The sequence below is a fragment of the Holophagales bacterium genome (assembly GCA_016699405.1).
Taxonomy (GTDB): domain Bacteria; phylum Acidobacteriota; class Thermoanaerobaculia; order Multivoradales; family JAGPDF01; genus JAAYLR01.
The window spans coordinates 3,082,527-3,107,929 of the sequence record CP064972.1; the positions used below are offsets into that span (position 1 = coordinate 3,082,527).

The 25,403-nt window shown below is 69.8% G+C and carries 21 protein-coding genes and 1 pseudogene; all 22 read left to right on the top strand.

Annotated elements, in window-relative coordinates:
• Positions 1 to 205: 205 nt before the first annotated feature.
• The 22 genes and pseudogenes from IPJ17_12695 (at position 206) to IPJ17_12800 (ending at position 25,285) form a co-directional block, all read left to right on the top strand.
• On the top strand, positions 206 to 1,156 hold the full coding sequence (locus IPJ17_12695; GenBank protein ID QQR72373.1) for a MoxR family ATPase: 951 nt from the start codon (positions 206 to 208) through the stop codon (positions 1,154 to 1,156).
• Between the two features lie 13 nt (positions 1,157 to 1,169).
• Positions 1,170 to 2,267: a DUF58 domain-containing protein gene (locus IPJ17_12700; protein ID QQR72374.1), complete on the top strand. Its 1,098-nt coding sequence runs from the start codon at positions 1,170 to 1,172 to the stop codon at positions 2,265 to 2,267.
• The gene (locus tag IPJ17_12705) at positions 2,264 to 4,354 is read left to right on the top strand and encodes a DUF3488 domain-containing protein (GenBank protein ID QQR72375.1); all 2,091 of its coding nucleotides are present in this window, start codon (positions 2,264 to 2,266) and stop codon (positions 4,352 to 4,354) included. The genes IPJ17_12700 and IPJ17_12705 overlap by 4 nt, the downstream gene beginning before the upstream one ends.
• A gap of 90 nt (positions 4,355 to 4,444) precedes the next feature.
• Positions 4,445 to 5,509 (top strand): class I fructose-bisphosphate aldolase, encoded by a 1,065-nt coding sequence (locus tag IPJ17_12710; GenBank protein ID QQR72376.1) that lies wholly within the window; start codon positions 4,445 to 4,447, stop codon positions 5,507 to 5,509.
• Positions 5,510 to 5,728: 219 nt separating this feature from the next.
• Positions 5,729 to 6,028 (top strand): BrnT family toxin, encoded by a 300-nt coding sequence (locus tag IPJ17_12715; GenBank protein QQR72377.1) that lies wholly within the window; start codon positions 5,729 to 5,731, stop codon positions 6,026 to 6,028.
• Positions 6,025 to 6,258, top strand: a pseudogene (locus IPJ17_12720) (antitoxin). Before IPJ17_12715 ends, IPJ17_12720 begins: the two are co-directional and overlap by 4 nt.
• 130 nt (positions 6,259 to 6,388) lie before the next feature.
• Positions 6,389 to 7,741, top strand: coding sequence for a PD40 domain-containing protein (locus tag IPJ17_12725; protein ID QQR76161.1), 1,353 nt, complete (start codon positions 6,389 to 6,391; stop codon positions 7,739 to 7,741).
• Between the two features lie 257 nt (positions 7,742 to 7,998).
• Positions 7,999 to 8,553, top strand: a complete 555-nt coding sequence (locus tag IPJ17_12730) for a TlpA family protein disulfide reductase (GenBank protein QQR72378.1) — start codon at positions 7,999 to 8,001, stop codon at positions 8,551 to 8,553.
• A gap of 195 nt (positions 8,554 to 8,748) precedes the next feature.
• Positions 8,749 to 9,414, top strand: a complete 666-nt coding sequence (locus tag IPJ17_12735) for a DNA alkylation repair protein (protein ID QQR72379.1) — start codon at positions 8,749 to 8,751, stop codon at positions 9,412 to 9,414.
• A 151-nt stretch (positions 9,415 to 9,565) separates the two neighbouring features.
• Positions 9,566 to 11,500, top strand: coding sequence for a CocE/NonD family hydrolase (locus IPJ17_12740; GenBank protein QQR76162.1), 1,935 nt, complete (start codon positions 9,566 to 9,568; stop codon positions 11,498 to 11,500).
• A gap of 14 nt (positions 11,501 to 11,514) precedes the next feature.
• Positions 11,515 to 12,714: a CoA transferase gene (locus tag IPJ17_12745; GenBank protein ID QQR76163.1), complete on the top strand. Its 1,200-nt coding sequence runs from the start codon at positions 11,515 to 11,517 to the stop codon at positions 12,712 to 12,714.
• A gap of 67 nt (positions 12,715 to 12,781) precedes the next feature.
• Positions 12,782 to 14,140 (top strand): MFS transporter, encoded by a 1,359-nt coding sequence (locus tag IPJ17_12750; GenBank protein QQR72380.1) that lies wholly within the window; start codon positions 12,782 to 12,784, stop codon positions 14,138 to 14,140.
• Positions 14,141 to 14,176: 36 nt separating this feature from the next.
• Positions 14,177 to 15,208: an aldo/keto reductase gene (locus IPJ17_12755; GenBank protein QQR72381.1), complete on the top strand. Its 1,032-nt coding sequence runs from the start codon at positions 14,177 to 14,179 to the stop codon at positions 15,206 to 15,208.
• A gap of 37 nt (positions 15,209 to 15,245) precedes the next feature.
• Entirely contained in the window at positions 15,246 to 16,103 is an 858-nt protein-coding gene (locus IPJ17_12760; protein ID QQR72382.1) for an MBL fold metallo-hydrolase, read from the top strand.
• A 204-nt stretch (positions 16,104 to 16,307) separates the two neighbouring features.
• Positions 16,308 to 18,089 carry a dihydrolipoyl dehydrogenase gene (gene lpdA / locus IPJ17_12765; protein QQR72383.1) on the top strand — a complete coding sequence of 594 codons (1,782 nt, stop codon included), beginning with the start codon at positions 16,308 to 16,310 and terminating at the stop codon, positions 18,087 to 18,089.
• 10 nt (positions 18,090 to 18,099) lie between these two features.
• Positions 18,100 to 19,149 carry a thiamine pyrophosphate-dependent dehydrogenase E1 component subunit alpha gene (locus tag IPJ17_12770; GenBank protein ID QQR72384.1) on the top strand — a complete coding sequence of 350 codons (1,050 nt, stop codon included), beginning with the start codon at positions 18,100 to 18,102 and terminating at the stop codon, positions 19,147 to 19,149.
• Entirely contained in the window at positions 19,146 to 20,120 is a 975-nt protein-coding gene (locus tag IPJ17_12775) for an alpha-ketoacid dehydrogenase subunit beta (protein QQR72385.1), read from the top strand. Before IPJ17_12770 ends, IPJ17_12775 begins: the two co-directional genes overlap by 4 nt.
• A gap of 25 nt (positions 20,121 to 20,145) precedes the next feature.
• Complete coding sequence (sucB, locus tag IPJ17_12780) at positions 20,146 to 21,537, top strand: 2-oxoglutarate dehydrogenase, E2 component, dihydrolipoamide succinyltransferase (protein QQR72386.1); 1,392 nt, start codon at positions 20,146 to 20,148, stop codon at positions 21,535 to 21,537.
• Between the two features lie 213 nt (positions 21,538 to 21,750).
• A complete protein-coding gene (lipB, locus tag IPJ17_12785; GenBank protein QQR72387.1) occupies positions 21,751 to 22,446 on the top strand; it encodes a lipoyl(octanoyl) transferase LipB in 696 nt (231 codons plus the stop codon).
• Positions 22,428 to 22,850, top strand: a complete 423-nt coding sequence (locus IPJ17_12790) for an archease (protein ID QQR72388.1) — start codon at positions 22,428 to 22,430, stop codon at positions 22,848 to 22,850. The genes lipB and IPJ17_12790 overlap by 19 nt, the downstream gene beginning before the upstream one ends.
• Before the next feature lie 61 nt (positions 22,851 to 22,911).
• Positions 22,912 to 24,294 (top strand): RtcB family protein, encoded by a 1,383-nt coding sequence (locus IPJ17_12795; GenBank protein ID QQR76164.1) that lies wholly within the window; start codon positions 22,912 to 22,914, stop codon positions 24,292 to 24,294.
• A gap of 4 nt (positions 24,295 to 24,298) precedes the next feature.
• Entirely contained in the window at positions 24,299 to 25,285 is a 987-nt protein-coding gene (locus IPJ17_12800; GenBank protein QQR72389.1) for a hypothetical protein, read from the top strand.
• The last annotated feature ends 118 nt before the right edge of the window (positions 25,286 to 25,403 follow it).

Below are 25,403 nucleotides of genomic sequence, written 5' to 3' on the forward strand. Positions count from 1 at the left end.
CCTCAAGGTCTCGCGGCAAGTTACGTGACCGGCCGCAGGGCTGTCAATTCCGCCGTGCATCGCACTCGCGTCGCGCCCCGGTCATCGCTCGGCTGGCCGGGAATCGACGCCGGCCGGTCCAGTAGAATCGAGCGGCGTCGCGCCTCGGGAGCCGCCCTCCGCTGCCGTGTCGACCGGAATCGGGTCTTGTCCGTAGGAGAGGGAGATGACTCTTTCGCTCAGTCCCCCCGAGGTGGCCGCCGCCATCCGGCGCCTCGAGGAGAACGTCGCCCGCGTCGTGCGGGGCAAGCCCGAGGCGATCCGGCTCTCGCTCGTCTGCCTCATGGCTCGTGGCCACGTTCTGCTCGAGGACGTCCCCGGAGTCGGCAAGACCACCCTCGCCCAGGCCCTGGCCCGCTCGCTCGGGCTCGAGTACCAGCGCATCCAGTTCACCTCCGACCTGCTCCCGTCCGACATCATCGGCGTCTCGATCTTCAATCAGCGGCGCGAGGCGTTCGAGTTCGTCCAGGGACCGCTCTTTGCCAACATCGTGCTGGCCGACGAGATCAACCGGGCGACGCCCAAGACGCAGTCGGCCCTGCTCGAGGCGATGAGCGAGCGGCGCGTCTCCGTGGAGCGCCAGCGCCATGCGCTGCCCGAGCCGTTCCTCGTCCTGGCGACGCAGAACCCGCACGAGTACATCGGCACGTTCCCGCTCCCCGAGTCGCAGCTCGACCGCTTCGAGATGTCGCTGCGCCTCGGCTACCCGCCGCGGCGGGAGGAGCGGGATCTGCTGCTCTCGGGCGGCGTCGAGCGCACCCTCGCCGAGCTCCCCGCGGTGCTCGGACCCGACGAGCTCGCGGCGCTGCAGCGGCTGGTTCCCGAGGTGCGGCTGGCCGAGAAGATCGCCGACTACGTGCTCGAGCTCTGCGAGGCGACGCGGCGCGGCGAGGAGTTTCAGCTCGGCGTCTCGACGCGCGCGGCGCAGGGGCTCTGTCGCGCCGCGCAAGCCCTGGCGATTTGCGAAGGGCGCGACTTCGTCGTCCCCGACGACGTCCAGCGCCTCGTCGTGCCGGTCCTCGGCCACCGGGTCGTGCTGCGGCGGGGAAGCGGCAGCGGCGACCCGGCGCGCCGGGCACTCGAGCAGCTGGTGGCCGGCCTCCCGGTTCCGCTCTGACCCGGCAGGCGGAATGACGTCGGTCGCCGTCGCTTCGCTCGACACGTCGGTTCGCCGCTCGCTGGGAAGGGCGGCGAGGATCCGCGCCGCCGCGGTGCGTCTGCGGAGCTGGTTCGCCTCCCGCCCGGCGCCGGAGGGGATCCGCATCACCCGCGTCGGCTTGAGCTACTTGCTGCTCGCCGTGCTGGTGGCCGCCGCCGCGGCCAACACCGGCAACAATGCGCTCTACATGGTCCTGGCGTCGATGCTCGGATTGCTGGTCGTCTCGGGTCTGTCGTCGCGCGCCAACCTGCGCCGGCTGGCCATCGACCTCGAGCTGCCGGAGGAGGTGTTCGCCCGCCGTCCCTCCCTCGCCGGGTTCACCGTGCAGCATCGAGGCAAGTGGCTGCCGCGCTGGCTGCTGCAGATCACCGTCGACGGTTCGGGTCGGGCGCGGCTCGTCCCCTTCCTGGTGCCGGGCGGACGGGCGCGCGGCAGGGTCGAGCTGCTTTTCCCGCGACGAGGCCGGCAGCGGCTGCGCTCGGCCCATGTCGCCAGCCTCTTCCCCCTCGGGCTCTTCCGGAAGGGGTTGCGCTACCCGCTCGACCGCGAGCTGCTGATCTACCCCGAGCTTTTCCCGGCCGGCGGGGTCGAGCTCGATCGCGGCGGGTTGTCGGGTGAGGAGTCGTCGCGTCGCGCCGGTTGGGGGCACGAGCTGCACGGGCTGCGGGCCTTCCGGACGGGCGACGACCCGCGCTCGATCCACTGGAAGCAGACGGCCCGGCTGGGTAGCCTGGTCTTCACCGAGCGCGAGGCCGAGGAGACGTTGCGCCTCTCGATTCTGCTCGACAACGCGATCGGCGCCCGGCCGGAAGCGGCGCTCGCGGCGCGCTTCGAGGTGCTGGTGAGCGAGGCGGCGACCGCGGCCGTCGACCATCTCGCCCGCGGCTACGACGTCGAGCTGGTGACCCGCGACCGCTTCCTGCCCTTCGCCGGCGGTCCGCGGCAGCGGCGGACGATTCTCGAGACGCTGGCGCTGCTCGGCCCCGTGCCGGTCGTCCGCGGTGAGCTCGCGGCGAGCGACCCGGCGGCTCGGCAGCTCCGCCTGGCGGCGCCGGGAGGCGGTCGGTGACCTTCGCGCGCGAGAAGCGACTCTGGCTCGGAGCGCTGTCCCTCCTGGCTCCGTTGCCCCTGCCGCTCAACGGGGCGGCGGCCTGGGCAGCGGTCGCGCTCTTCGGGCTCGCCGTCGCCGTGCAGCTCCGCCGCGCCTGGTTGGGGCGGGAGAGCTGGTTGCCGAACTGGGCGCTCAACGCGCTGGGGTTCGCCTACCTGCCGGTGCTGATCGCCGAGGCGCTGGCCTTCGGAAGGTCGCAGCCGCTGCGACCGGTCGTCCACCTGATCCTCTTCGCGCTCGCCGCGAAGCTCTTCTCGTTGCGCCGCGAGCGGGACAAGTGGCAGGCGCTCGTCGGCGTCTTCTTCCTCTTCCTTTCGGCGATGGCCACCAGCGTCCATCCGTCGGTGGTGCTCTATCTCGTCGCCTTCCTGGCGCTCGCCGTGGTGGCGCTCTTGCGCTTCGCCTTCCTGCACCTGCTGGCAAGCTTCGGCCACCAGGAGCTGCCGGCGACGCCGTTCCCCGTCGGACGCTTCCTCGTGCTCGCTGTCGGCGGCACCCTCCTCGCCGCCGTGCCGCTCTTCGCCATCCTGCCGCGCGTGCGGACCCCGCTCGTCACCGCGCCCGCCGGGTTCACCGGTCCGCCGGACCGGACCGCGGGCTTCTCCGACGAGATGAGCCTCGACCTCATCGGCCGGATCCGCGAGAACACCGCGGTCGCCTTGCGCCTGGTGCCGGCGCGGCAGACGCCGCGTCCCGAGTCGATCCGCCTCAAGGCCGCCACCTACGAGCGCTGGGAAGGGCGGTCGTGGGGGCGTTCGCCGCGCGAGGAGGGGATCCTGCCCGAGCGCTTCCTCGGCTTCCGGCTCGCTCCGGGGGAGCCGGTGGGGGAGATGCGGATCTTCCTCGAGCCGCTCGGTACCACCGGGCTCGCTCTGCCGGTCGAGACGATCGCCGTCGACGCCGACCTGCCGACCCTCGATGTCGACCGCGGTGGCGCGGCGCTGCTGCGTTTCGCGCCGACGCGCCAGGTCGAGTACGTCGCTCTCCTCGGCCCACGACCGCTGAGCGCCGCCGTGGAGCCGGAGGCCGACGACCCGACGCTCGATCGCGCCGGCGTCACGCCGGAGATCGCCGAGTTGGCGGGGCGTTGGGCGGGGGAGGGAACGCCGCTCGTTCAGGCCGGGCGGCTCGAGGCGCGGTTCCACCGTGAGCTGCGCTACTCGACGGCGTTCGTCGGGCGCGGCGGAGCGGATCCGATCGGCGACTTCCTCTTCCGCACCCGCGAAGGCCACTGCGAGTACTTCGCTTCGGCGATGGTACTGACGCTGCGTGCCCGCGGCATCCCGGCGCGGCTGGTGACCGGCTTCTACGGGGCCGAGGAGAGCCTCTGGGAGTCGGCGCTGATCGTCCGCCAGAGCAACGCGCACGCCTGGGTCGAGGCGTACGTCGACGGCCGCTGGCAGGTCTTCGACCCGACACCGCCGTCCGGCATGCCCGGCGCGTCGCCGGCCGACTTCCTGCTCTATGCCCGGCAGGCGCTCGACGGGCTGGTCTTCCAGTGGGACCGCTACGTGTTGGGCTTCGACTTCGACGACCAGGTGGGTCTGATCGGTGCGTTGCGCGCCGCCTGGGATCGTCTGATGGAGCAACTGCGCCGGCCGGAGCCGCCACCGGCCGCTCCCACGACGCCGGTCGTGGTCCCGGCCGGTGGTGCCAGCGGTGCCGCGCCGGCCTGGGGACGACGAGCGCTTGTCCTCACGGCCGTGCTGTCGCCGGTGGCCGCGGCGGCGGTGGTCTGGTTCGCACGGCGGCGCCGTGCCGCGTGGACGGCAACCGACGGTTACTCTCGTCTGCGCCGCTCGCTGCGCAGTGCCGGCCTGCGGGTCGGCGCTTCCGTGCCGCCTCTGGCGCTCGCCGACGCCGCAGCGGCACGATTTCCGCAGGTCGCCGCGCCGGTCACCGAGTTGGTCGCGCTCTATCTGCGCGAGAGCTTTGCCGGCTGCGCGGCGACCGAGGAGGAGCTGGCGCGAGCGCGCTCCGGTCTGGCCACGATCGACCGGGCGCTCGCCCTGGCTCGCCGCGCTCGCCGTCGCGGCAACCGGTGACGCGGTGCGCCCCGGCGAGTCACCTTTCACGACCCCGCGGGTCTGCGACGCGATAGCATCCGCACGAATGTCCCGAGAGGAGAGGGAACGATGGGAGAGATTGCCAAGATCACGCAGTTGCTCGGCGCCGAGGCCGAGAGTCTGCTGAGCCACCGCTGTGCGGGAGTGCCGAAGGAGACGATCCGCATCCCCGGGCCGGACCAGGTCGACGCCTGTTTCGCCGTCTCGGACCGCATTCCCCCGGTGCTGGTCAATCTGCAGCGAATTCACGGGACCGGGCGCCTGGCGGGGACCGGCTACGTCTCGATCCTGCCGGTCGACCAGGGGATCGAGCACTCGGCCGCTGCCTCGTTCGCGCCGGAGCCGGTGTATTTCGACCCGGAGAACATCGTGCGGCTGGCGATCGAGGGGGGCTGCAACGCGGTGGCCTGCACGCTCGGCGGGCTCGGGCTGGTGGCCCGGAAGTTCGCGCACAAGATCCCGTTCGTGGTGAAGATCAACCACAACCAGCTTCTGACCTACCCGAACGGGGCGCGGCAGACGATGTTCGCGCAGATCGAGCAGTGCTGGGACATGGGGGCCGCGGCCGTCGGTGCGACGATCTACTTCGGCTCCGACGACGCCGACCGCGAGATCGAGGAGGTCGGTCAGGCCTTCGCCGCGGCGCACGAGCTCGGGATGGCCACCATTCTCTGGTGCTATCTGCGCAACCCCAGCTTCAAGCAGGGCGATGTCGACCACCACACGGCGGCTGACCTGACCGCGCAGGCGAACCATCTCGGCGTGACCCTCGGGGCCGACATCATCAAGCAGAAGCTGCCGACCCACAACGGCGGCTACAACGCCTTCAAGGGTTTCGGCAAGACGCACAAGAAGGTCTATGGCACGCTGGTGGCCGAGCATCCGATCGACTACGTGCGCTGGCAGGTGGTCAACTGCTACATGGGCAAGATCGGCATGATCAACTCCGGCGGCGCCTCCTCCGGCGAGAGCGACCTCGCCGAAGCGGTGCGCACGGCGGTCATCAACAAGCGCGGCGGCGGCATGGGCCTCATCTCCGGTCGCAAGGCGTTCCAGCGCCCGATGAAGGAAGGTGCCGCCCTCCTTCACGCCATCCAGGACGTCTACCTCACGTCCGAGGTCACCATCGCCTGACCCTTCCGCGCGAGCGGGGGCTCCGCCAGCCGGGCGAGCCCCGCTCGCGCGAGGCGCTCGACCAGCGCACGAATCGCGAAACGCACCTCGACCGAGCGGCAGGAGCCGCATCGGTCCAGCGAAAGGGCAGTTGGTCGCTGTTCGCAGGGTGCGACCTGTGCCGGGTCCCTCGTCAAGGAAGCCCTGGCGCAGCACTGACAACGCAATGACCATGTCGTGATGGCGCGGAGCCCCCGCTTCGAGTGGGATCCGCTGCCAGACCTTCTCGACCGGCGCCGCCATGGGTCTTCCTCTGCTGAGGTCGTGTCGGTGTTCGTTGACCTCCATGCGCTCCTGATCGACGACCACGATCATTTCCACGGCGCAGGCCGGTTCGTCCTTCTCGGCCTGAGCTCGTCCCTTCGAGTGCTGTTCATCTGCCACTGCGATCGCGCCAAGGGCGGCGTTGGTCGCCTCATCTCGGCCGGCAAGGCCAGTCGGAAGGAGCAGATCAAGTGCGTCGCGAGGCTCGAGTCATGAGCAAGGACGCCGACTTCTCGCACGCACGCCCGAACCCCTGCGCCCGGCAGCTGAAGAAGAAGGTCACCCTTCGTCTCGACGTGCCGACCATCGGCGACTTCAATGGCCTCGCTCAGGAGACGGCGATCCCGTACTAGACCCTCATCAACCTCTACCTGCGCGAGCGTGCAGCTTCTCGAAAGCAACTCCACCTCGACTGGCAGCCGACCCGGAAGAAGGGCGACGCTTGAGCGGCGTCCCTTCCTTGCTGGCCCGTCACCATGCCATTCACTGGGGAGGGACCTCCGGGTGGAGGCCAGTGTGCGACAATTGACCGTACCATGCCGTGAAACGGCGCACTCCCCCACGAAGGAGGTCTCCATGCCTCGAATCCGCTCGATTCTTCTCGCCCTCCTGGCTTTCTGGCCGCCCACCGCCGCGGTCGCGGGCGAGATCACGCGAGTCTCCGTCGATTCGGCAGGCGTCGAGGCGAACCTCGGCAGCCTTGGTCGCCCGTCGATCTCCAGCGATGGCCGTTTCGTGGCCTTCGCCTCCGATGCCAGCAACCTCGTCGAGGCAGACACGAACGGGACCACGGACGTCTTCGTCCGCGACCGCGAGACCGGAACGACTTCGCGGGTTTCGGTAAGCAGCAATGGTGTCGAAGGGAACGCTCTCAGCTATTCTCCTTCGGTCTCCGTCGATGGCCGTTTCGTGGCGTTCTCTTCGGATGCAAGCAATCTGGTCGGATCGGACACCAACGGGTCCCGGGACGTCTTCGTCCACGACCGTCAGGCCGGGACGACGACAAGGGCCTCACTCGCCGGGAATGGAGCCCAGGCGAACGGCGTCAGTCTCGGATCCGTGATTTCCGGAGACGGGCGATTCGTGGCCTTCTTCTCCGTCGCCACCAACCTGGTCGCAAATGACACCAACGGCACCTTCGATGTTTTCGTTCACGACCTCCTCACGGGGGCGACCACGCGGGTCTCGGTGAGCAGCGCCGGGGGGCAAGCAAGCGCCGGCAGTTTCTCGCCGTCGATCTCGGGCGACGGTCGTTTCGTGGCCTTTGACTCGCTTGCCAGCAACCTCGTCTCGGGAGACACGAACGCAAGCTGGGACTGCTTCGTTCACGATCGTCAGACGGGAACGACCTCGCGCGTCTCGGTAGACAACAGCGGCGCGCAGGGGAACGGTACGAGCAACGAGACTTCGATCTCCGCCGACGGCCGGTACGTGGCATTCATTTCCGGTGCCAGCAATCTCGTCGCGGCAGACGCGAACGGGGTCGCCGACGTCTTTGTCCACGACCGCCAAACGGGAATGACGACACGAGTTTCCGTCGTCGAGAGCGGTGCGGAGGCGAACGGCGCAAGTGGCGGGCCTTCGATCTCGGACGACGGGCGGTTCATCGCCTTCGCGAGCGACGCGAGCAACCTCGTTCCGGCGGACTGGAACGGAGTTACCGACGTCTTCCGGCGCGATCTCCCGTTGGGGACAGTGGTCCTCGTGTCAGCTGCCTTTCCCGAAGCCCAGGCGAATGGTCAGAGCTCCTACCTGTCGATCTCCGGCGACGGTCACTCCGTGGCGTTCGATTCGACGGCAAGCAATCTCGTCCCAGACGACACGAACGGGGTCGACGACATCTTCATTGAGCGTCTCGAGATCTTCAGCGATGGATTCGAGCTCGGAGGACTCGAGGCGTGGTCGGGGGCGGACGGGCAGGGGTGGTAACAAGAGAAGCGACGACGGTGCCGAGCAGGCCGTGGGGCCCTGACCACCGTCTCTTGCCTGTCAACCCGAGACATGGGACGGAGTCGTTCTCGATACGTGGATCCGAGCGATCGCACCTGATGAAGCGCCGTCGCCAACTTCGCCGAGACGCCTTCAAGGTCGTTCTCGTCCTCGGGTGGTTGGCGGTCAGTCGGTTGGCTGCGGGGGAGATCGCGGAGTGGACTCGGGGGCTTCCACCGTCCGCCATCGCGGAGCGGATGGCGCTCGCCGAGCCGGAGCACGCACGGTTGTCCCACGGTTCAGAGTTTTCGGATGTGTGGGTGGTGCGCGGAATGCGAGCGGGAGAACGGCGCGCGGCGGTCATCGCGAAACTCCGCGATGGGACCCTGAGGGTCGGAATCCGTGAACTGTCGGTGACCGCTTCGCGAGCCTTGGAGGAGTTGCGGATTCCTGTGGCCCTCGAAGGCTCCCGTGTCGCCGTGCTCGGCGTGGGCCTCCTCGAGAGTGGACAGCTTCGGTACCAGTGGCGCGGCAACGAGTCGGTCGGGAGTCTCTCGTTCGGAGCCGAGATTCCTCATCTCGTAGGCACTCCGGTAGCGGACTCGGCAACCTGGGACACGGCCGTTCTTCGAGGCAGCGTGGTCGTCCTGACTTGGTGGTCGACCTCTTGCATCCCCTGCGTCGAAGAGCATCCGGCCCTCGACGCCCTTGCCCGGGAGCTCGCGGGCGAGGCCGCGGTCCGCTTCATCGCGATTTCGCCAGAGTCGCGCGGTGTCCTGGCGGCGATGCGCCAGAGGGCGACGAGGTCGTAACCAGGGTTTCCCACGCAGAGCGATCGGGAGGTCACGTCCGGGCGGGCCGGAAGGGACACGCTGCGCGCCGCGGCCTGTGGTCGGTTCGACTGCTGGTAATTGGGTCGGCCGTACGATGCCGGGTGGCCAGGAGTCCCTCCCCTTCGCCAGGCAGCACCTGCGCTAGCCTGGTTCAGCCTGGACCGGAGCAGAGCGATGACCCGTGACGAAGTGATGGCGAAGCTCGAGTCGCTCGCCGACCCGAGTGTGCGAGCGCACAACCGGAAGTTCGGAGCGGGGGAGAACCAGTTCGGAGTCAAGCTCGGGGAGATCCGGGCGCTCGCCAAGAAGATCAAGGTCGATCATGCGTTGGCGCTCGAGCTCTGGGAGACCGGCAACCTCGACGCGCGCCTCCTCGCCGTGCTGCTCTTCGACCTCAAGAAGCTCGCGCGCGCCGACGTCGACCGCCTCGTCCGCGCCGCGAACGCTTCGCAACTGGCCGACTGGCTGAATGCCTACGTCGTCAAGGAGCACCCGGAGAAGGAAGCCCTGCGGCAGGTGTGGATGGCCGACGGCGACCCCTGGGCCGCCCGCGCCGGCTGGGCCCTCACCTCCGGGCGGATCGGCAAGAGCCCGCAGGGGCTCGACCTGTCCGCCCTGCTCGACCGGATCGAGCGTGAGATGCCGACGGCCGATCCGGCGGCGCAGTGGACGATGAACTTCTGCCTCGCCGGCATCGGCATTCACTTCCCCGAGCACCGCGAACGCGCCCTCGCCATCGGCGAGGCCCTCGGGCTCTATCGCGACTATCCCGTCTCGAAGGGCTGCACGTCGCCTTTCGCGCCGATCTGGATCCGCGAGATGGTGAGCCGACAGGGCTGAGTCGCCGCCTCCCCTTCCGCTTGACTCGCTGCGGGAAACGCGGTTTCCTCACGCCCGGGGCGCGGCCCAGATGCACTCCCGCCGCGTCCGGGAGAGCGCGATGAAGAAGGTCGTCGACCGGGTCGCCGGTTTCTCGGTGCGGGCGCTCGTCATGTTGGGGTCGATCGTCTCGCCGGTCCGGGCCGAGACCCCGCCCGCCGCGGGGACCTACGCCGCCTTCCCGAGCGAGACGCCGGAGAAGCTCACGCCGGCGACGGAGAGCTTCGACTTCGTGCGGCGCGAGGAGATGATCCCGATGCGCGACGGGGTCAAGCTCCACACCGTCATCCTCGTGCCGCGCGGCGCGCACGACGCGCCGATCCTGCTGACCCGTACGCCCTACGACGCCAGCGCGCTCACCGGCCACGCCGAGAGCTCGCACCTCGGGCCGGTCCTGCAGGGCTACGACAACGCCACCGACCTGATCGTCGAGGGCGGCTACATCCGCGTCGTCCAGGACGTGCGCGGCAAGTACGGCTCGGAGGGCGACTACGTGATGAACCGCCCGCTCTCCGGACCGCAGAACCCGACCCCGGTCGACCATGCGACCGACACCTGGGACACGATCGACTGGCTGGTCAAGAACCTTCCGGAGAGCAACGGTCGGGTCGGCATCCTCGGCATCTCGTACGACGGCTTCCTGCCGCTCATGGCGCTCGTCGATCCGCACCCCGCCCTCAAGGTGGCGGTGCCGATGAACCCGATGGTCGACGGCTGGCGAGGCGACGACTGGTTCCACAACGGCGCCTTCCGGCAGCAGAACATGCCGTACTTCTACAACCAGGTCGGGACGCGCAAGTCGGACGTGAAGTGGTGGACGAGCCACTTCGACGACTACGACGCCTTCCTTTCGGCGGGCTCGGCCGGGGAGCTCGGACGGCGGCACGGACTCGAGCAGATCGGCTTCTGGCGGAAGATCCTCGCTCACCCGGCCTATGACGCCTTCTGGCGCGATCAGGCGGTCGACCGTGTCCTCGCGGACCGGCCGCTCACCGCGCCCGTGATGCTCGTCCACAGCCTCTGGGACCAGGAGGACATCTACGGCGCGCTCGCCGTCTACCGGGCGCTCGAGCCGAAAGACACCGCCAACGATCGTGTCTACCTGGTGCTCGGGCCCTGGCACCATGGCCAGGCGATCGGCGACGGCAGCTCGCTCGGCCCGTTGCGGTTCGGCAGCGACACGGCGCTGACCTTCCGGCGCGACATTCTGGGTCCGTTCCTCGAGCGGTACCTGCGGGTGGGGACCCCGTCCGCCATCATTCCGCCCGTCGCTGCCTTCGAAACCGGAACCAACGTCTGGCGGCAGCTCTCCTCCTGGCCCTCCGGCTGCGCAAGCGGTTGCGAGCCGAAGCCGACGCCGCTCTACCTCCGGGCTGGCCTGACGGTGGGTTTCGATCCGCCGTCGGCTCCCGAGAGGGGCGAGGAGCCGTTCGACGAGTACATCTCCGATCCCGCCAAGCCGGTCCCGTACCGCGCGCGACCGATCCAGCCGATCGGCTACGGCGCGGGGATGACCTGGTCTCAATGGCTCGTCGACGACCAGCGCGAGGCATCCGGCCGCCCCGACGTGCTGGCCTACACGGGCGAGGTCCTGAAGGCGCCGGTGAAGATCAGCGGACAGCCGGTCGTCCACCTGATCGCCTCGACCAGCGGAACGGACTCCGACTGGGTGGTCAAGTTGATCGACGTCTACCCGGACGAAGTGGCCGCGCAGCCCGAGCTCGGTGGCTATCAGCTCATGGTCGCGGCCGACGTCTTCCGCGGTCGCTACCGTGAGAGCCTCGAGACGCCGGCACCGCTCGTGCCGGGCGCGCCGCTCGCGTATTCCTTCGCTCTGCCGACAGCCAACCACGTCTTCCTGCCGGGGCACCGGATCATGGTGCAGATCCAGTCGAGCTGGTTCCCGCTCTACGACCGCAATCCGCAGAGCTTCGTGCCGAGCCTCTTCGAAGCGAAGCCGCAGGACTACCGGCGAGCGGTGCAGCGCGTCTATCGCGCCCCCGGGCAGGCGAGCACGATCGAATTGCCGGTCGTCGCGCAGCCGTGAGCGCAAGCCGCGATCTGCAGCTGCCGCTCGCCGGCATCCGGGTCCTCGAGCTCGGCCAGCTCCTCGCCGGGCCGTTCGCCGGCACGCTGCTCGCGTACTTCGGGGCCGAAGTCGTCAAGGTCGAGCCGCCGGGGGCCGGCGATCCGATCCGTGGCTGGCGGCTGCTCGACGACAGCGGCACGTCGTACTGGTGGCGAAGCGTCGGGCGCAACAAACTCTGCGTCACCGCGGACCTTCGTCAGGAGGAAGGGCGAGCGCTGGTGCGCCGCCTCGCCGCCTCCTGCCAGGTGCTGATCGAGAACTTCCGCCCGGGGACGATGGAGCGCTGGGGGCTGGGCCCCGACGACCTCGCGGCGGAGAATCCGGGGCTCGTCTACGCGCGCGTCTCCGGCTACGGCCAGACCGGGCCGTCCTCGCCGCTTCCCGGATATGCCTCGGTCTGCGAGGCGGTCGGCGGTCTGCGCTATCTCACGGGGCATCCCGGCGAGCCGCCGGTCCGCGCGAATCTCTCGCTCGGCGACACGCTGGCCGGTCTGCACGCCGCGCTCGGGATCGCCTTCGCGCTCCTCGGTCGCCAGCAGGGGGGGAGCGACGGAGCGGGCCAGGTGGTCGACGTGGCGCTCGTCGAGTCGGTCTTCAACTGTCTCGAGGCGACCGTGCCCGAGTTCTCCGGCCGCGGCGTGGTGCGGCAACCTTCGGGAACGACGATCACCGGGGTCGTTCCCACCAACCTCTATCCCTGCCGGGATGGCCGTCACGTCGTCATCGGCGGCACCGGGGAGGCGATCTATCGGCGCTTCATGCGGGCGATCGGCCGCGAGGACCTGGCGGCGGACCCCGGGCTGGCGACCAACGCCGGGCGGGTGGCGCGCCAGGTCGAGATCGACGAGGCGATCGCGGAGTGGACGCGCGGGCGCGAGCTGTCCGAAGTGCTGGCGACGATGGCCGCGGCGGCGGTGCCGGCCGGGTCGGTCCATCGCGTCGACGATCTCGTCGCCGATCCGCACCTCCAGGCGCGGGGCATGTTCGAAGCGACACCGGTCGGGGATCGGTCGCTGATCCTGCCCGCGCTGGCTCCCAAGCTCGGCTCGACGCCCGGTCGCACGCTGTGGGCCGGGCCGGAGCTCGGCGCCCACAACCGTCTGGTCTGGGGCGAGTGGTTGGGGCTCGGGCCCACCGAGCTCGCCGACCTCGCCGCCCGAGGCGTGATTTGATAGCCCCTTCCTGGAAGCCGTGGGCCGCGGGCCTGCCGCCTCCGCCCTGTCCCGCGAGGAGAGCCCGATGACGTCGTCCGTTCCCGATCCCGCCGTCGCCGCCCCCGTCACCTCTTCGGCCGGCGGTTTCCACCCGAGCACGCGGGCCTACCGCTTCGTGCTCCTCTTCTTCCTCAGCCTGCTGACCTTCGGCTCGTACTTCGCGTACGACAGCATCGGGGCGCTGGCGCCGACGCTGATCAAGGAGCTCAACCTCGGGCGAGAGACGATCGGGGACCTCTATTCAGCCTACTCGCTGGCAGCGATCGCCATCGTCTTTTTCGGCGGCATGCTGATCGACCGGCTCGGACCGCGCAAGGCGAGCTTGCTGTTCTCGGCGCTGGTGACTCTCGGGGCGGTAATCGTGGCGCTGGCCGACAGCACCTGGGCGCTCTTTGCCGGACGCTTCGTCTTCGGCGCCGGCTCCGAGTCGCTGGTGGTGGCACAGAGCGCCATCATCGCCCGCTGGTTCAAGGGCAAGGAGCTGGCGCTCGCCTTCGGCATCAGCCTGACGCTCAGCCGGCTGGGGACGCTCTTCAGCTTCAACACCGAGCAGATGATCGCCACCTACTTCGGCAACTACAAGTACGCCCTCTGGGCGGCGGCGATCCTCTGCGGCTTCTCGCTGCTCTGCAACCTCGTCTACAACGTCATGGACCACCGCGGCGAGCGGGCGCTCTCCCTGCCGCAGGCGGGGGCGGGAGACAAGATCGTCTTCTCCGACATCGGCAAGTTCGGCTCGTCCTACTGGTACGTGGTCTTCCTCTGCGTCACCTTCTACAGCGCGATCTTCCCGTTCACCGCACTGTCGACCGACATGTTCGTCACGAAGTGGGGCTTCCCGGGCGACGCGACCGACAGCGGTGGCTTCCTGATGCAGGTCTTCTCGAGCTTCTTCCACATGTTCAGCACCGCCGGCGGCATCACCAGCATCGTCATCTTCGCCTCGATGGTCTGCGCCCCGTTCGCCGGCGGGTTGCTCGACCGGATCGGCCGCCGCGCCTCGATGATGGTGGTCGGCTCGCTGATGCTCATCCCGGCGCACCTGGCGATGGGGCTGACGCACTGGAGCCCGATTCCCAGCATGCTCGTCCTCGGCGCTGCCTTCGTGCTGGTGCCGGCCGCCCTCTGGCCCTCGGTGCCCATGGTCGTCGAGGAGAGCCGCGTCGGCACCGCCTTCGGCCTGCTCACCGCGATCCAGAACGTCGGGCTGATGGTCTTCCCCAAAGCGAGCGGCTACCTGATCGACCGCACCCACGACTACGCCGCGACGCAGACGATGTTCGCCGCCCTCGGCGTGGCCGGGCTGATCTTCGCGTTTCTGCTGCTGCGCGCCGACAAGCGCCACGGCGGCGTGCTCGAGGCCGGCAAGAAGCCGGAAAGCTGACCGCGTCCCACCGACGAGAAGACGAAGGAGCCTGCGATGCGTTACCGACTGCTGGGAAGGACCGGAATCTACGTCTCCGAGCTCTGCCTCGGAGCAATGACCTTCGGCGGCAAGGGGTTCTGGGAGGTCGTCGGCAGGCTCGGGGCGGGCGAGGCGCAGGCGCTGATCGGCGCGGCCTTCGACGGCGGCGTCAATTTCTTCGATACTGCCGACGTCTACTCCGAGGGCGAATCCGAGCGACTGGTCGGCGCGGCGCTCGCCGCCCTCGGAAGGCCCCGGGACACCTATGTCGTCGCGACGAAGGTGCGCGGCCGCACGGGGCCCGGGGTGAATCAGATCGGCCTGAGCCGGGCTCACATCCTGCACGGCATCGACGAGAGCCTGCGACGGCTCGGGCTCGACTACGTCGACCTCTACCAGATTCACGGGCTCGACCGCGACACGCCGATCGAGGAGACGCTCGGGGCGCTCGGTGACGTGGTGCGCTCCGGCAAGGCGCGCTACGTCGGCTTCTGCAACCTCGCCGCCTGGCAGGCGATGAAGGCGCTCGCCCAGGCCGACGCGAGACACCTGCCGCGCTTCGTCTCGGCTCAGGTCTACTACTCGATCGCCGGTCGCGACATCGAGCGCGAGCTCGTCCCGCTCTGCGTCGAAGAGGGGCTGGCGATCCTGCCCTGGAGCCCGCTCGCCGGCGGCCTGCTGTCGGGCAAGTTCGATCCCGACCGGCCGGGACCGGAGGGGGCCCGTCGTACCTCGTTCGACTTCCCTCCGGTCGACCGCGGCCGCCTGCCGGGGGTGCTCGCGGCGCTGCGCGAGGTGGCGGCAGCGCAAGAGGTCAGCGTGGCGCGCGTCGCCCTGGCCTGGCAGCTGACGCGCCCGTTCGTCACCAGCGTCATCCTCGGTGCCAAGAGCCGCGAGCAACTCGCCGACAACCTGGCGTGCACCGAGCTCGTGCTGACCCCGGAGCAGATCGCCTGCCTCGACGCGGCGAGTGCGCTCCCGCCGGAGTACCCCGGCTGGATGCTCGATTTCCAGAACCGCGATCGCCGTCCGTCGACGGCGCGGTGAATCGACGCGCGAGGATCGGCTACACTCGCGGCCCATCATGCGACTCGGACGATTCGACCTGACGGTGGTTCACGACGGCGAGTTCCGCCTCGACGGTGGGGCGATGTTCGGGGTCGTGCCGAAGCCCCTGTGGAGCCGTGTGAAGGCGGCCGACGAGCTGAACCGGATCCGGATGGGGACGAACGCATTGCTCGTCGCGAGCGGCCGCGAGCTGTTGCTGGTCGACACCGGGATCGGCGACAAGCTCGACGCGAAGTCGCAGGCGATGTACGGGATGGAGGAGGGGGCCAGGCGCCTCCCCGAGCAGATCCGCGCCGCCGGCTATGCGCTCGGTGACGTGACCCACGTGCTGCTCACCCATTTGCACTTCGACCACTGCGGTTGGAACACCGTTCGCGCGGGCGAGAAGCTGGTGCCGACCTTCCCCAACGCGCGCTACTGGCTCTGCCGCGGCGAGGTCGAGCACGCCCGCTCGCCGAACGAGCGCGACAGTGTGAGCTACCTGCCGGAGAACTGGGAGCCGCTGTTCGAGGCCGGCGTGGTCGAGCTTTTCGACGACCTCGCCACGCCGATCGACGGCGTCACGGCGGTCAAGGCCCCCGGGCACAACCGCGACCTGTGCATCGTGACGGTCGATGGCGGCGACGGCGCTCGTGCGGCGCACCTCGCCGATCTGGTGCCGACCGCAGCACACGCGCCGTTGCCCTGGATCATGGGCTTCGACGCCTTCCCGATGGAGACGCTGGCCAGCAAGAAGCGCTGGGTCCCGCGGCTCGCCGCCGAGCGGTGGCTCTGCATCTTCCAGCACGATCCCGACATGCCGGTGGGTCGGATCCTCGAGGAGAAGCCCGGGAAGTTCCGCGCCGTGCCGGTCGATCCGACGGGCATCGGCTGACCTGGCGGTCCGGGCGCCGCACGGAGGCGCGGCGGATTCTCCGGCAGAGCCGACCCGTTCGGTCGGGAAGTCGCCGCCGACCTCGCGGGGCGGAGGGCGTGCCGGATCGGATAAGGTAGAGGGCGAGTTCCCCAGCGCCCCGAGCGGGCGCCGAGTCACCCAATCCCGAGCGAGCCCGGCCCAGCGGCCGGCATGGAGAGTTCGATGGCCACCGATGTCGTGATGCCGCAGATGGGCGAGTCGATCGCCGAGGGGACGATCACCAAGTGGCTGGTCAAACCCGGCGAGAAGGTCGAGCGCGATCAGCCGCTGTTCGAAATCTCGACCGACAAGGTCGACGCGGAGATCCCGAGCCCGGCCGCCGGAGTGCTGCTCGAGGTGCGCTTCGCCGAGGGGGCCACCGTTCCGGTGCACACGGTGGTGGCGCAGATCGGCGAGACCGGGGAACAGCCGGCCGCCGTCGCCCCGCCCGCTGCGGCTCCTGCGCCGTCTCCCTCGCCGGCCCCGGTGCCGCCGCCGCCCGCCGCTGCAGCCGTCTCGACCGCTCCGGCGCCGGTCCCGTCAGCGGCGCCGGGGAACGTGGTTGCCGCCGAGAGCTTCGACAAGGACCTCGTGGTGATCGGCAGCGGTCCCGGTGGCTACGTGGCGGCGATCCGCGCCGCACAGCTCGGCATGAAGGTCGCCGTGGTGGAGAAGGATGCGCGCTACGGCGGCACCTGCCTGCTGCGCGGCTGCATTCCGACGAAGGCACTGCTGCGTTCGGCCGAGATCCTCGACGAGATCCGGCATGCCGGTGACTTCGGTGTGGAGACGGCGGATCCGCGCCTCGACATGCTCAAGGTCCAGCTCTACAAGCGAGGCGTGGTCGACACCAACGCACGCGGCGTCGAGGCGCTGTTCAAGAAGAACAAGGTCGAAGGCGTCCGCGGCTTCGGCCGGCTCGCCGGCCCGCACGCCGTCGAGGTGAGCGGCGAGGGTGGGACGCGGACGATCACCACGAAGCACGTGCTGATCGCCACCGGCTCGGTCTGCCGCGAGTTGCGGATCGCGCCGACCGACGGCGAGCGGATCCTCAACTCCGACCACATCCTCGAGCTCGAGCGGGTCCCGGCGTCGCTCGTCGTGCTCGGGGCCGGGGCGGTGGGAAGCGAGTTCGCTTCGATCTTCCACTCGTTCGGGTCCCAGGTCACGCTAGTCGAGATGCTGCCGCGGGTCTTGCCGATCGAGGACGAGGAGGTCAGCAAGGAGGTCGAGCGGCAGTTCAAGAAGCGCGGCCTCAAGGTGCTGACCGGCGCACAGCTGCAGTCGGTGGAGAAGACCGACAGCGGCGTCCGCTGTCAGATCGAACGCGACGGCAAGGTGACGACGCTCGAAGCCGAAATGCTGCTGGTCGCGGTCGGTCGTGCCCCAGTCACCGAAGGGATCGGCCTCGAGACCGTCGGTGTCGCCACCGAACGCGGCTACGTGCCGATCGACGATCACATGCGCACCTCGGCGCCTACGGTCTGCGCCATCGGAGACGTCGTGAACACGCCGTGGCTGGCGCACGTCGCCTCGGCCGAGGGAATCCTCGCCGTCGAGACAATGGCCGGTCTGTCGCCCGAGCCGCTGCGCTACGACCACGTCCCCTCCTGCACCTACTGCGAGCCCGAAGTCGGCAGCGTCGGACTGACCGAGACGAAGGCACGGGAACGCGGTTACGACGTGGCCGTCGGCAAGTTCGCCTTCACCGCCCTCGGCAAGGCGCGCATCCTCGGCAAGACCGGCGGTTTCGTGAAGATCGTGCGCGAGAAGAAGTACGACGAGGTCCTGGGCGTGCACATCGTCGGCGCGCATGCCACGGAGCTGATCGCCGAGGCCTGCGTCGCCCTGCGCCTCGAGGCGACGACGGAGGAGATCGTGCGGACCATCCATGCCCATCCGACGCTCTCCGAAGCTGTCGCCGAGGCGGCGCACGCCGCCCTCGGGCACGCGATCCACAGCTGACGAGGCGACGATGAGCCAAGCGGGCAAGGGATTCGGCCCCCTGCATCCGGCGGCCGCTGCAGCGCGCGACCTGCTGTCGCCCTCCGACCTGTCGCGCGAGCGCCAGCTCGAGCTCTACCGCTGGCTGGCGCTCAATCGGGCGGTGGAAGACCGGCTGACCAACCTCTACCGCCAGGGGAAGGTGGTCGGCGGTCTCTACTCGAGCCGCGGGCAGGAGGCGATCTCGATCGGCACGGCCTGTGCGCTCGCGCCGCAGGACGTCCTGGCGCCGCTGATCCGCAATCTCGGCGCACTGCTGGTGCGCGGCATCCGGCCGCGCGAGATTTTCATGCAGTACATGGCGCGCGGCGGCAGCCCGACCGGCGGCAAGGACTGCAACCTGCACTTCGGCGACCTGTCGCGCGGCGTGATGGCGCCGATCTCGATGCTCGGGGCGCTCATCCCGATGATGGCCGGGGTGGCGTTGGCGAGCCGCCTCCAGAAGGTCGACCGGGTCGCCCTCACCTACATCGGCGACGGCGGGACCTCGACCGGCGATTTTCACGAGGGGATGAACCTCGCCGCCGTGTTGCAGGTGCCGCTGGTGGTGATCGCCGAGCACAACGGCTACGCCTATTCGACGCCGACGGACCGGCAGATGCGCATCCGCGACCTCGCCCAGCGCGCCGCGGCCTATGGCATTCCCGCCTCGATCGTCGACGGCAACGACGTGCTCGCGGTCTACGAGGCGACCCGCCGCGCGGTCGAGCGTGCGCGCGCCGGTGGTGGTCCGGCGATGATCGAAGTGAAGACCTTCCGGATGAAGGGTCATGCCGAGCACGACGATGCTTCCTACGTTCCGGCGGCGCTGAAGGCGGAATGGGAGGCGAAGGACCCGATCCGGCGCTTCGAACGCCATCTCGTCGACCGCGGCCTGGCGAGTCGCGAGGAGCTGGCGACGATCGTCGCCGGGCTGCAGCGCGAGCTCGACGAGGACGTCGCCTTCGCGCTCGACTCGCCGCTGCCGCCGGCCGAGCGCGCCTTCGACGGTGTCTACGAGCCCGGGGAGGTGACGGCGTGAGCGAGACCACCTACCTCGAGGCGATTCGTCAGGCGCTCGCCGAAGAGATGGCGGCGGATCCGACGGTTTTCCTGCTCGGCGAGGACATCGGCCGCTTCGGCGGCGCCTTCAAGGTCACCGAAGGCCTGCTCGACCGCTTCGGTCCCGAGCGGGTGATCGACACGCCGATCTCCGAGTCGGGGTTCGTCGGGGCGGCGATCGGCGCGTCGATGATGGGGATGAAGCCGGTGGTCGAGTTTCAGTTCATCGACTTCATGGCCAACGCCTTCGACATGATCGTCAACGCGGCGGGTACGTCGCGCTATCGCTGGGGCCAGAAGGTGCCGCTGGTGCTGCGTGGCCCGTCGGGTGGCGGCGTGCACGGGTCGGCGTTCCACAGCGGCAACCCCGAGGGCTACTACTGTCATGCGCCGGGCCTCAAGGTGGTCGCGCCGTCGACTCCGTCGGATGCCCGCGGTCTGCTCAAGGCGGCGATCCGCGATCCCAACCCGGTGATCTTCCTCGAGCACAAGTTCCTCTATCGCCGAATCAAAGAGGAGCTGGTGGAGGGCGACGGCATCGTGCCGCTCGGCAGGGCACGGATCGCTCGCGCGGGCCGCCATCTCACGGTGGTGACCTGGGCCGCGATGGTCCACGTCGCCCTCGACGCGGCGGCCGCGCTCGCCGGGGAAGGGATCGAGCTCGAAATCGTCGATCTGCGCACGCTCAAGCCGATGGACGACGAGGCGGTGCTCGCCTCGGTGCGTCGCACCAACCGCGCGCTGGTGCTCTCCGAGGAGCCGCAGACCGGTTCCTTCGCCGCCGAGGTGGCGGCGCGGATCGCCGAGCTCGCCTTCGGCTTTCTCGATGCCCCGGTGGCCCGGCTCTGCTGCCCCGACACGCCGGTGCCCTACAGCCCGCCGCTCGAAGCGGCCTACCTGCCCGATGTCCCCAAACTGATCGCGAAGGCGCGCCAGCTGCTCGCCTACTGAACCTGCAGAACGGACGGAGAGAACGATGGCCAGCGATGTCGTGATGCCGCAGATGGGCGAGTCGATCGCCGAGGGAACGATCACCCGGTGGTTGGTCAAGCCCGGCGAGAAGGTCGAGCGCGACCAGCCGCTCTTCGAGATTTCGACCGACAAGGTCGACGCCGAGATCCCGAGCCCGGACTCTGGCGTGCTGCTCGAGGTGCTCTTCCCCGAGGGCGCGACGGTGCCCGTTCACACCGTCGTCGCGCGCATCGGCGCCGGCGGCGAAGGGTCCGTGTCGCCCGCACCGAAGGCTCCTGCCGAGCCCGCTCCCGCCCCGATCGCGGTTGCCGCGGCGGCGCCTGCCGCGGCCTCGGCGGTCAGCCCGGTCCCCGTGCCGGCAGCACCGGCGGCCGCAGCGGCCCCAGCGGACGATCCGCAGGCGGCGTTGCAGGAGCGCCTGCGCAGCTTCTCGAGCCCGTTGGTCCGTTCGATCGCGGCGAAGGAGGGAGTCGACCTCGCCCAGGTCGTCGGCACCGGCATTCACGGCCGGGTGACCAAGCAGGACATTGAGGGGTTCCTCGAACGACGCCAGAATGCGCCGGCGCCCGTGGCGCCGGCCCCCGCGGTGGCTGCCATGGCTCCGCCTCCGGCCGGCGTTTCGGCTCCGGCGGGCGGGAAGGTCGACACCGGCTTCCACGTCGCGGCCTACACGGCCAACGAGAACGTGACCATCGAGCCGATGTCGAAGATCCGCCAGATCACCGCGGCCCACATGCGCTATTCGAAGGACACCTCGGCGCACGTGACGACGGTCTTCCACATGGACTTCTCGAAGGTCCACGCGGCGCGCGAGAAGGCCAAGGGGAAGTTCGCCGCCGTCAACGGCACGAAGCTCTCCTACATGCCGTTCATCTTCAAGGCGGTGGCGGCCGGCCTGAAGGCGAACCCGAAGCTCAATGCCTCGATCGACGGCACGAACGTCGTGTTCAAGAAAGACATCCACCTCGGCATGGCCGTGGCGCTCGACTGGGGCCTCATCGTGCCGGTGCTGCGGCATGCCGATCAGCTGAACCTGGTCGGCCTCGCCAAGGGCGCCAACGATCTTGCCGACCGCGCGCGGGCCAAGAAGCTCTCGCCCGACGAGGTCAAGGGCGGGACCTTCACGATCACCAACCCGGGCGTCTTCGGTTCGCTCTTCGGCACGCCGATCATCAACCAGCCGCAGGTGGCGATCCTCGGCATCGGCATGGTGGAGAAGCGGCCGATGGTCGAGACCGACGCCGACGGCAACGACCACTTGGTGATCAAGCCGATGGCCTACTTCGGCATCACCTACGACCACCGCCTGGTCGACGGCGCCGACGCCGACCACTTCATGAACGCGGTCAAGAAGGCACTTCTCGGCCCCTGGCCGGAGCTCGAGCCGTACGCCTGAGGCGGCCCGCAGGGCGGGACCCGGGGGATCAGCGACGGCGCCACCCGGGGTCGCGCCCTGCACTGGGCGCTCGTCGCCAAGAAGGGCTGCGCGGGATCCGAGCGACAGGCGTTCCATCGCGTCGCGGCTCGAGCGGATCGCGACCACTGCTGCGGCAGGTGCGTCGCCCTCCCACCCCCGGCACCCCGGGCTTCGCAGGAATAGAATGCGTCCATGCGACAGACGCTGTGGACGTATCTCGGGCGCGTCGGTTACGCCGAGGCGCTGGCCCTGCAGCTGGCGGTGCGCGAAGGGGTCAAACGCGGCGAGGGGAAAGAGCATCTGTTGCTGCTCGAGCATCCTCCGGTCTACACGCTGGGGCGGAACGCCACCGAGAAGGACGTGCTGGCGCCGCGCGCCTGGCTCGAGGCGCGTGGCGTCGAGGTGATCGAAACTGACCGTGGCGGACAGGTGACCTACCACGGCCCCGGGCAGCTCGTCGGCTATCCGGTGATCTCGCTCAACCCCGATCGCCGAGACGTGCGGCGCTATGTGCGCGATCTGTCGTTCTCCCTCGTCGACACGCTCGCTGGCTACGGCATCGCTGCCGCGCCCGGGGAGGGAACGGCGGAGACCGGCGTCTGGGTCGAGGAGCGCAAGATCGCGTCCCTCGGCATCCACCTGTCGCGCTGGGTGACGACGCACGGCTTCGCGCTCAACGTGACGACCGATCTCGCCTACTTCGCCGGCATCGTCCCCTGCGGCATGCCGAGCGTCACCCTGACCTCGATCGAGCGCGAGCGAGGGCTGAAGCCCGGGCTCGCCGAGGTCGCCGAGCGTTTCGTGCCGGCGTTCGCTGCCCGGTTCGAGCGCGAAATGATCGCAGTGCCAGCCGAGGAGGTACGAGGCCTGTGTCTTTCCACTTCCTAGACCACACCGGGGACGTGGGTTTCACCGCCGAAGCCCCGACCCTAGCCGAACTGATCGTTGAGGCGATCGCGGCGTTCACCGCCATCGTGACCGAGCCGGAGAAGCTGGGCGACGACGAAGTGCGCAAGCTCACCGTCACTGCCGAATCCCCCGACCTGTTGCTCCACGGCGTGCTCGAAGAGCTGCTCTACCGCTTCGAGGTCGGCGGCTTCCTGCCACGCTCGGCACGCGTGGTCGCCGAGCAGCGCGGCTCGGAGTGGCATGCGGAGATCGAAGCGGCCGGCGAGCGACGTGATGCGACGCGCCACCCGATCAAGGTGCTTGTCAAGGCGATCACCTACCACGCACTGAGCGTCGAGCAGGTCGACGGGCTCTGGCGAGCCAAGGTGATCTTCGACATCTGAGCGATTCGTGAAGGTCGAACGGCTCGATCCATGGCGCTACCGCATCCCGCGGCACGGCGGGATGCGGGTCGACGGCATCGTCTACGCCAGCGGGGCGATGATGAAGGAGATCGAGCGCGACGAGAGCCTGCAGCAGGTGGCCAACGTCGCGCACCTGCCCGGGATCCTCACCGCCTCGATCGCCATGCCCGACATCCACTGGGGCTACGGCTTCCCGATCGGCGGGGTGGCCGCGATGGATGTGGACGAAGGGGTGGTGTCGCCGGGTGGCGTCGGCTACGACATCAACTGCGGCGTCCGGCTGCTGCGTTCCGAGCTCTCGGTCGACGAGGTGCGCCCGCGCATGCGCGAGCTCGTGGCCCAGCTCTTCCGCAACGTGCCGACGGGGGTCGGCGCCGGCCGCCGCGACCTCAAGCTGCCGCCGCGCGAGCTCTCGCGGGTGCTCGAGAGGGGTGCCGCGTGGGCGGTGGGCGAGGGGATGGGCGTCGCCGCCGATCTCGAACACATCGAGGAGGGAGGGAGGTTGCGCGGTGCCGATCCGGACGAGGTCTCGTCTCGCGCTCTCGAGCGCGGGGGCGGTCAGCTCGGCACGCTCGGCTCGGGGAACCACTTCTGCGAGGTCCAGGTGGTCGACGAGATCCACGACCCGGTCGCCGCGGACGCCCTCGGCCTCTTCGCCGGCCAGATCACCGTGCTCATCCACAGCGGTTCACGCGGTCTCGGCCACCAGGTCTGCAGCGATTTCCTGAAGGTGATGCTGGACGCGGCGCGACGCCACGGCATCGAGCTGCCCGACCGGCAGCTCTGCTGCGCGCCGATCCGCTCGGAGGAGGGGCGGCGCTACCTCGCGGCAATGTCGGCGGCGGCGAATTTCGCCTTTGCCAACCGGCAGGTGATGACCCACTGGGTGCGCGAGAGCTTCGCGGCGACGCTGGGGCGCCCGTGGGAGCGGTTGGGGCTCGGCGTCGTCTACGACGTCTGCCACAACATCGCCAAGTTCGAGACCGTCGAAGTGGAGGGTCGGCGGCGCCAGGTCTGCGTCCACCGCAAGGGAGCGACGCGCGCCTATCCGCCCGGGCATCCGGAGACGCCGGCGGCCTACCGCGAGGTCGGCCAGCCGGTGATCATCCCCGGCGACATGGGGCGCTACTCCTTCGTGCTCGTCGGCACGCCGCGCGGCTTTGCCGAGACCTTCGGCTCGACCTGCCACGGCGCCGGCCGGCGGATGTCGCGCCACAAGGCGAAGGCGGCGGCGCGCGGGCGCGATCTCAAGGCCGAGCTCGCCGAGCGCGGTGTGGTGGTGATGGCCGACGGCATGGCGACGATCGCCGAGGAGATGCCGGAGGCGTACAAGGACGTCGCCGAGGTCGTGGACGTCGTCGAGCGGGCCGGGATCAGCCGAAAGGTCGCCCGGCTTCGCCCTCTCGGGGTCATCAAGGGATAGCTCGATGCCGCGCGAGGTGGTCATCGGGCTCAACGCGGTGATCGTCGCGGTCACCGACGAGGCGCCGCGCCTACTGGCGGTGCGCGAGCCGGGGCATCGGCTCGGCGGACGCGACGGCGAATGGAGCCTGCCCTTCGGTCCGCTCGAGCCCGACGCCGACCGGACGCTCGAGCTCGCCCTTCGCGGCTGGGTGCGCGCCCAGACCGGCCTGGGTCTCGGCTACGTCGAACAGCTCTACACCTTCGGGAACCGCGATCGGGATCCGGCCGAGCGCGCCGGCGGCCCCCGCGTCATCTCGATCGCCTACCTGGCCCTGGTGCGCGAGGCGCCGCCATCGGGAGCGGCCGGGGCGAGTTGGCTCGACGTCTACGACTTCCTCCCCTGGGAAGACTGGCGCGACGGTCGCCCGTCGGTGATCGAAGAATCGATCGCCCCGGCGCTCGACCGCTGGGTCGAGGCGGTGCCGGCGGAGCGCTCCCAGCGCCGCGAGCGGGCGGACATCGCCTTCGGGCTGGGTGGTGCACCGTGGAACGGGGAACGGGTGCTCGACCGGTACGAGCTGCTCTACGAGGTCGAGAAGGTCGCCGAAGCGAAGCGCGACCGGACGGGGGAGACGACGCTGCGACGCGGGAAGGCGGGAGGGGAGGCGACCCTCGGCCGGGCGATGGCGCTCGACCACCGGAGGATCCTGGCTTCGGCCCTCGGGCGCCTGCGCGGCAAGCTGCGCTATCGACCGGTGGTCTTCGAGACCCTCTCGTCGGCGTTCACCCTGTCGCGCCTGCAGCGCACGGTCGAGGCGCTCGCCGGGGTGCGGCTGCACAAGCAGAACTTCCGCCGCCTGGTCGAGCAGGGTGGGTTGGTCGAGGGTACCGGGCAGGTCGAGACGCGGACCGGCGGGCGCCCCGCCGGGCTCTTCCGCTTCCGCCGCGACGTCCTTCGCGAGCGGCCGGCGCCCGGCGTGGGCCTGCCCGGCACCCGCCACCCCGGTTGAGGCCCCTCGAAAGGAGGCCGGCACGGCGAGCGGGTCGCTCTTCCGTCGGGTCCCACGGCTCCGGCCGGACTCAGCGCCGCCTACCCGAAGGGAGCGTTGCCCAGCTTCTTGCAGGCTG